The sequence below is a fragment of the Kitasatospora sp. NPDC057512 genome (assembly GCF_042802135.1).
Taxonomy (GTDB): Bacteria; Actinomycetota; Actinomycetes; order Streptomycetales; family Streptomycetaceae; genus Kitasatospora.
This window is the reverse complement of the sequence record NZ_JBHVET010000421.1, coordinates 1-7362: the sequence shown is the minus strand read 5'-3', so window position 1 is coordinate 7362 and position 7362 is coordinate 1. Positions and strand designations below refer to the sequence as shown.

At 71.9% G+C, this 7362-nt stretch carries 6 protein-coding genes; 2 read left to right on the top strand and 4 right to left on the bottom strand.

Annotation, left to right across the window (positions count from 1 at the left end; translation table 11 throughout):
* Nucleotides 1-173 precede the first annotated feature (173 nt).
* Nucleotides 174-1175 carry a tetratricopeptide repeat protein gene (locus ACFU6K_RS24875; RefSeq protein WP_380666498.1) on the bottom strand — a complete coding sequence of 334 codons (1002 nt, stop codon included), beginning with the start codon at nucleotides 1173-1175 and terminating at the stop codon, nucleotides 174-176.
* Nucleotides 1176-1539: 364 nt separating this feature from the next.
* Between ACFU6K_RS24875 and ACFU6K_RS24870 the strand changes: the two genes are divergently transcribed.
* Nucleotides 1540-2205, top strand: a complete 666-nt coding sequence (locus ACFU6K_RS24870) for a TetR/AcrR family transcriptional regulator (RefSeq protein WP_380666496.1) — start codon at nucleotides 1540-1542, stop codon at nucleotides 2203-2205.
* Between the two features lie 82 nt (nucleotides 2206-2287).
* Here ACFU6K_RS24870 and ACFU6K_RS24865 read toward each other — a convergent pair whose 3' ends face one another.
* The 3 genes from ACFU6K_RS24865 to ACFU6K_RS24855 form a co-directional block, all read right to left on the bottom strand.
* Entirely contained in the window at nucleotides 2288-3973 is a 1686-nt protein-coding gene (locus ACFU6K_RS24865) for a methylmalonyl-CoA mutase (protein WP_049651459.1), read from the bottom strand.
* A 261-nt stretch (nucleotides 3974-4234) separates the two neighbouring features.
* Complete coding sequence (locus ACFU6K_RS24860) at nucleotides 4235-4576, bottom strand: DUF3817 domain-containing protein (protein ID WP_049651458.1); 342 nt, start codon at nucleotides 4574-4576, stop codon at nucleotides 4235-4237.
* 76 nt (nucleotides 4577-4652) lie between these two features.
* A complete protein-coding gene (locus ACFU6K_RS24855; protein ID WP_380666493.1) occupies nucleotides 4653-5189 on the bottom strand; it encodes a MarR family winged helix-turn-helix transcriptional regulator in 537 nt (178 codons plus the stop codon).
* A gap of 498 nt (nucleotides 5190-5687) precedes the next feature.
* On the opposite strand from ACFU6K_RS24855, the gene ACFU6K_RS24850 reads away from it, so the two are divergent.
* The gene (locus ACFU6K_RS24850) at nucleotides 5688-7319 is read left to right on the top strand and encodes a M4 family metallopeptidase (protein WP_380666491.1); all 1632 of its coding nucleotides are present in this window, start codon (nucleotides 5688-5690) and stop codon (nucleotides 7317-7319) included.
* Nucleotides 7320-7362 lie beyond the last annotated feature (43 nt).

Here is a 7362-nt window from a genome sequence, read left to right as displayed (position 1 = left end):
CACACAAGGTGACCACCCACGGGTGAAATCAAGATTTGGTAAACCTCTGTTCAGTTGACCGGATTGTCGCCAAATCACCAGCGACACCGCAGGTCATCCGCCGTGCCAGGCAGCGGACCCGATCCGGGCTCGGAACGGGTCCGGGACGGACCGGGAACCGGCTCGGAGCGGGCTCAGAACAGCACGCGCGCCAGCGCCGTACGGGCCGCGACGACCCGCGGGTCCTCCGGACCGATCACCTCGAACAGCTCCAGCAGGCGCAGCCGGGCGGTGTCCCGGTCCTCGCCGGCCGTCCGCCCGACGGTGGCCACCAGGCGCCCGAAGGCGTCCTCGACGTGACCGCCGACCAGGTCCAGGTCGGCCGCCTTGAGCTGGACCTCGACGTCCTTCGGGTCGGCCGCGGCCGCCGCCCGGACGGCCTGGAGGTCCAGGCCCTCGATCCGCTTCAGCAGCTCGGCCTGGGCCAGGCCCAGCTTGGCCTCGGTGTTGCCCGGCTGGTCGGCCAGCACGTTCCGGTAGGCCTGGATGGCACCGCCCAGGTCGCCGGCGTCCAGCGCGTCGTGCGCGGCGGACAGCGCCGGGTCCTCGGGGCGCTGCGGGGCGGCGGCCGGAGCCTCGCCCGGAGCGGCCGCGCCACCGGCCAGGCCGGCCACGCCGAAGCGCTGCTCGGCGACCAGGATCAGCTGGTCCAGGATCTGACGGATGTTGGCGGCGCTCTCCGCGCCCTGGAACAGCGGCACCAGCTGGCCCGCCACCACGGCCATCACGGCCGGGATGCCCTGGATGCCGAACTGCTGGGAGAGCAGCGGGTTGGCGTCCACGTCGATCTTGGCGAGCACGAAGCGGCCGGCGTACTCCTCGACCAGGCCCTCCAGGACCGGGCTCAGCTGCTTGCAGGGCCCGCACCACTCGGCCCAGAAGTCGATGACGACCGGCACCTCGGTGGAGCGCTGGACGACCTCGGCCTCGAAGGTGTCCTCGGTGACGTCGATGACGAGCTGGTGGGCGGACTGCGCGGGGGCGGCTCCGTCCGCATCGGCGGCGGCCGCCTGACGGGCCCGCTCGGCCCGGGCCTGCTCGGCCTTCTGGGCGGCTTCGCCGGCCGCCTTCACTGCGGCGAGGTCGACCGCACCGCGCAGGGCGGAGCTGTTGAGACGCGAATTCCGTGGCTGCATGGCACCATCCTCCCCCGTCCGCGCTGCTCGCGGGCACCAACCTCCGGAAAGTCGCCCCGCGCGGGCCGCGCGGTGCGGATTCCCGGGCGCCGTGCCCCTCCCCCGGTAGCCTGGACCGTTCGGCGCGGATCCCCACCCGCGCCCGCGCCGCTCCCGTCCCACGGACGCGGCGCCTGGTTGTCACTGCTTTCGCTACGAGTCGTAGCGTAACTGGAGCCGGTGCCCCGGCCGCAAGCCCCTCCGGTGGTTCGGGGACGTGAGCTGCCCCACTTTCCCGGGGTGCCCCGCTGCCCGAACGGACGAACAGTCGCTACCGTTACCAGCCCCACCCAAGTTACTTACCAGTAGAACGCAAGGAGGCCCGGTGCCGGCCGCCCAGCCCCCAGCGAGCCCGCAGGGCACGCACCAGGACTGCCCGGCACCCGCGGGCGCCACCCGGGCCAAGGGCCGCCCGCGCAGCGCCGCCGCCGACCTCGCCATCCTCGACGCCACCCGCGAGACCCTGGCCGAACTCGGCTGGGGCGGACTGACCATGGGCCACGTGGCGAGCCGGGCCGGGGTCGCCAAGACCACCCTCTACCGCCGCTGGCCGTCCAAGAACGAGCTCGTGGTGGACGCCGTCGCCAGCCTCTTCGACGAGCTGGTGATGCCCGACCTCGGCAGCCTGCGGGCCGACATCGAGGCCGTGGTGACCCAGTTCGCCGACCTGCTGGCCCGCCCGGAGACCCAGGCCGCGCTGCTCGCGCTGTTCGCCGAGGGCACCCGCGACCCGCAGCTGCGGCGGCGGATCCGCGAGGCCATCGTGGACCCGCAGAAGCGGCTGGTCCGCCAGGGCCGGGCGGCCGCCCAGGCGCGCGGCGAACTGGAGGCGGACATCGACGACACCTCGGCCCGCGAGGAGGTCGACATCATCTTCGACACCATCGCGGGCACCGTCGAGCACCGCGTCCTGGTCAGCGGCGAGCCGATCACCCCGGAGTGGACCCGCCGCTTCACCGACCTGCTGCTCGGACCGATGCTCGCGGGCTGAGAGCGCGGCCGGAGACACGGCGGAACCGCCGTACGGGATCCCGTACGGCGGCTCCGCCGCGCCCCGGCCGTCGGCCGCGGCCTCAGAACATCGCGTTCTCCTGGTACGTCCCCCACTCCTCGCGCAGCGCGTTGCAGATCTCGCCCAGCGTCGCCTCGGCGCGCACCGCGTCCAGCATCGGCGGGATCATCGACTCGCCCGAGCGCGCCGCCGCCAGCATGGCGTCCAGCCCGGCCCGGACGGCCGCGTCGTCCCGGGCCGCCTTGCGCTCCCGCAGCACCCGGACCTGCTCGCGCTCGACCTCGTGGCTGACCCGCAGGATCTCCAGCTCCGGGGTGACGCTGCGCGGGTGGCAGTTGACGCCGACCACGCGCTTGTCGCCCTTCTCCACCGACTGCTGGTACTGGAAGGCCGCCTCGGCGATCTCCCCGGTGAACCAGCCCTCCTCGATGCCGCGCAGGATGCCGGAGGTGATCGGGCCGATCTCGTGGTCCTCGCGGCCCTTGTCCAGGATCCGCTGGAAGATCGCCTCGGCCTGCTGCTCGATCCGGTCGGTCAGCGCCTCGACGTACCAGGAACCGCCCAGCGGGTCGGCGACGTTGGCGACGCCGGTCTCCTCCATCAGCACCTGCTGGGTGCGCAGGGCGATCTCGGCGGCCTGCTCGGAGGGCAGCGCCAGGGTCTCGTCCAGGGCGTTGGTGTGCAGCGAGTTGGTGCCGCCGAGCACCGCGGCCAGCGCCTCGACGGCGGTGCGGACCACGTTGTTGTACGGCTGCTGCGCGGTCAGCGAGACGCCGGCGGTCTGGGTGTGGAAGCGCAGCCACTGCGCCTTGTCGGTCTTGGCACCGAAGCGCTCGCGCATCCAGCGGGCCCAGATCCGGCGCGCGGCGCGGAACTTGGCGATCTCCTCGAAGAAGTCCAGGTGCGCGTCGAAGAAGAAGGACAGGCCGGGCGCGAAGACGTCCACGTCCAGGCCGCGGGACAGGCCCAGCTCGACGTAACCGAAGCCGTCCGCGAGGGTGTACGCCAGCTCCTGCGCGGCCGTGGCCCCGGCCTCGCGGATGTGGTAGCCGGAGACCGACAGCGGCTTGTACGCGGGGATGCCCTCGGCGCAGTAGGCCATCAGGTCGCCGATCAGGCGCAGGTGCGGCTCGGGGGCGAAGAGCCACTCCTTCTGCGCGATGTACTCCTTGAAGATGTCCGTCTGGAGGGTGCCGTTGAGCACCGCCGGGTCCACGCCCTGGCGCTCGGCGGCGACCAGGTACATGCAGAAGACCGGCACGGCCGGGCCGCTGATCGTCATCGAGGTGGTGACCCCGCCGAGCGGGATGCCGTCGAACAGCACCTCCATGTCGGCGGCCGAGTCGATGGCGACACCGCAGTGGCCGACCTCGCCGAGCGACTTCGGGTCGTCCGAGTCGTAGCCCATCAGGGTGGGCATGTCGAAGGCGACCGAGAGGCCGCCGCCGCCCGCGTCCAGGATCATCCGGTAGCGCTCGTTGGTCTGCTGGGCGTTGCCGAAGCCGGCGAACTGGCGGATGGTCCAGGTGCGGCCCCGGTAGCCGGTCGGGTGCAGGCCCCGGGTGTACGGGTACTCGCCCGGCCAGCCGATCCGCTCGAAGCCCTCGTAGGCCTGCCCGGCGGGCGGGCCGTAGACCGGCTCGACCTCGTCGCCGGAGAGGGTGGTGAAGTCCGCGTCGCGCTTGCGGGCCTTGTCGTACCGCTGCTGCCAGCGCTGCCGGCCGCGCTCGATCTCCTCGGCGTCCATGACCCCGAACTCCGCTCCGTACGGCCGCCACGGCGACGGGGCGGCACAGCTAGTAGGACGTCCTAACAATTTACTCGGACGTCCTAGTACTTGTCGATGGACAACCCGCCCGCACGGCCCCTGGAATCCGTCGGGAAGGGCCCGGATTCCGGCCCGGAGGGCCCGCGAACGCACCCGTAAGGGCCCGGGAACGCCGGAGCGCCCCTCCCCCGGTCGGGGAAGGGGCGCTCTCGCGGAGCCAGGGGCTCGGAGCCCGGCGGCTCAGACGCCGGCCGGCTGGCGGGCGCCGCCGCCCGCCGGGAGCTGCTCGGCGGCCTCGCGGGCCACCTTGCGCTCGAAGACGAAGGAGAGGAACGGGATGCAGCCCGCCGCCAGGGTGAGCACCAGCCGGCCCATCGGCCACTTCAGCTTCTGCCCGAGCATGAAGGTCACCACGAAGTACCCGATGTAGAGGTAGCCGTGCAGCATCGCGACGTACGTGGTCACGTCCTTGGCCGCGTCGAAGCCGTACTTCGCGACCATGAAGCCGCAGAACACCAGCAGCGCCGTACCGGTCGCAATGGCCAGGGCCCGGTACCAGCCCAGCAGGGGGGTCGCCTTCATGATCTTCCTCGCCTCGCTCGGCACGGTCCGCCGGTACGCCCGGATCCGCGCACCGCTCACACGAGGGTAGCCGCCTTCACGCCCGGCCCTTCGCAGCCCCCTCGGGCGACTCGGTGAAGTCGCCGGCCGCGATCCGCAGCGGCCTGAGCAGTTCGAACACCTGGTGGCACTGCTCGGCGTCGTACTCCTCCAGCCCGAACTCCATCGCCATCAGCTCCCGGGTCGCCTCCTCGACCACCTCGCGGCCGCGCCCGGTGATCGCGGCCAGCACGCCGCGGCCGTCCAGCGGGTTGGGGCGGCGGGCGACCAGGCCGGCCCGCTCCAGGCGGTCGACGGTGTTGGTGACGCTGGTCGGGTGGACCATGAGCCGCTCGCCGATCTTGGAGAGCGAGAGCTCGCCGGTCCGGCTGAAGGTCAGCAGCACCAGGGCCTCGTAGCGGGCGAAGGTCAGCCCGTACGGCTTGAGCACCGCGTCCACCCGGGAGAGCAGGATCTGGTGGGCGCGCATGACCGAGGTGATCGCCGCCATCGAGGGGACCCCGCCCCAACGGCGGGTCCACAGCTCGTCGGCGCGGGCGATCGGGTCGAAGTCGAGAGCGAGGGGCTTGGCCACCTCCTTACCGTACCGGCGGACGGGACGCGTGCTACCAGGCGTCCTGATGGTGGACAAGCGCAACACGTGGCGGGAACCCGCCAATCGGACGGCCAGGTCCATACCAGGACATTGCGCCGGTGTGAACGCGCGGCAACGGGCTCCCGGCGCACCGGGGTTGACCCCGGATCGACCCGGCGCCGCGCCAGCAGGCGTCGGTTCGGACGGTAACCCGCCGCGAGACCGGGCGATTCGCCCTTTTTGTCCGGTCGTTCACATTCCTCCGCCGTGGCGGGACTTGGCCAATTCATGAGCAAGACCTGTCATTTGATTTGCTTGATTGTCATGCTTTCGGCCAACCCCGTTCGGCAGCCACCACCCCCACCCACCGGTGGCGAAGCCGCTCAGACCGCACGGGGACCCGCACGTCAGCGCCCGTTCCGCCCCTCAGGTGCCGTCCCCGGCCCCCGGAACGCCGCGCGACCGCGCCCGCTCGCGGTTTCCCGGAAGGACTCGTTCGTGAAGCGAAAGCTCGCCGCAGTCGCCGTACTCTCCGCCACCGCCCTGCTCACCGGTGTCGTCCAGGTGAGCACCGCAGCCGTCGCGGACCCCGCCCCGCAGTCCCAGGCCGCGAAGCAGCGCGCCGACCTGATAGCCCTGGCGAACGGCCAGGCCGGCAAGGTCGCGCACGCCCTGGCCCTGGGCGGTCAGGAGCACCTGGTGGCCAAGGACGCCGTGGTGGACGCCGACGGCACCCGCCACCTGCGCTACGAGCGCACCTTCGCCGGCCTCCCGGTCCTGGGCGGCGACCTGGTGGTGCACCAGAAGGCCGACGGCTCGACCACCTCCGTGGACAAGGCCACCGGCGCGTCCATCGCCCTGCCCAGCCTCGCCCCGCAGATCCCCGCCGACCAGGCCGCCGCCCAGGCGACCGGCGCCGTGCAGTCCACCGTGGGCATCGCCGTCGACGAGGACGAGTCCCCGCTGACCGAGGTCCACCAGACCGGCAAGGCCGAGCTGGTCGTGTGGGCCGCGGACGGCAGCCCGCGCCTGGCCTACCGCACCACGGTCGAGGGCCTGCGCGCCGACGGCACCCCGAGCAGCCAGCTGCTGGTCACCGACGCGGCGAGCGGCCAGGTGCTCGCCAGCCACGAGCAGGTGCGGACCGCCGCCGGCACCGGCAAGGGCGTCTTCGTCGGCACCGTCCCGCTGACCACCACCCAGAGCGGCAGCTCCTACCAGCTGAAGGACGCGACCCGCGGCGGGCAGTCCACCTTCACGCTGAAGAACAAGACCTCCGGCTCCGGCACCCTGGTCGCCAACACCACCAACAGCTTCGGCAACGGCCTGGCCTCCAACACGGAGTCCGCCGCGGTGGACGCCCAGTACGGCGCGGCGGCCACCTGGGACTTCTACAAGAACACCTTCGGCCGCAACGGCATCAAGAACGACGGCGTCGGCGCCACCAGCCGGGTCCACTACGGCACCAACTACGTCAACGCGTTCTGGAGCGACAGCTGCTTCTGCATGTCGTACGGCGACGGCGCCAGCAACACCCACCCGCTGACCGCGCTGGACGTGGCCGGCCACGAGATGAGCCACGGCGTCACCTCCGCCACCGCGAACCTCAACTACTCCGGTGAGTCCGGCGGCCTGAACGAGGCCACCTCGGACATCTTCGGCACCATGGTCGAGTGGTACGCCAACCTGCCCGCCGACAAGCCGGACTACCTGATCGGCGAGCAGATCAACATCAACGGTGACGGCAAGCCGCTGCGCTACATGGACCAGCCGTCCAAGGACGGCCGCTCGGCCGACTACTGGTCGTCCTCGGTCGGCAACCTGGACGTCCACTACTCCTCCGGCGTGGCCAACCACTTCTTCTACCTGCTCGCCGAGGGCAGCGGCGCCAAGACCGTCAACGGCGTCAACTACAACAGCCCGACCTACAACAACTCGACCCTCGCGGGCATCGGCCGGGACAAGGCCGCGCAGATCTGGTACCGCGCGCTGACCACCTACTTCACCTCCACCACCAACTACGCGGCGGCCCGCACCGGCTCCCTGAAGGCCGCCGCCGACCTGTACGGCGCGAGCAGCGCCGAGTACAGCGCCGTCGCCGCGACCTGGGCCGCCGTCAACGTCAACTGACGTACCGCACAGGCGCGTCGGACGCCCGGGGCCTCCGGCAGGA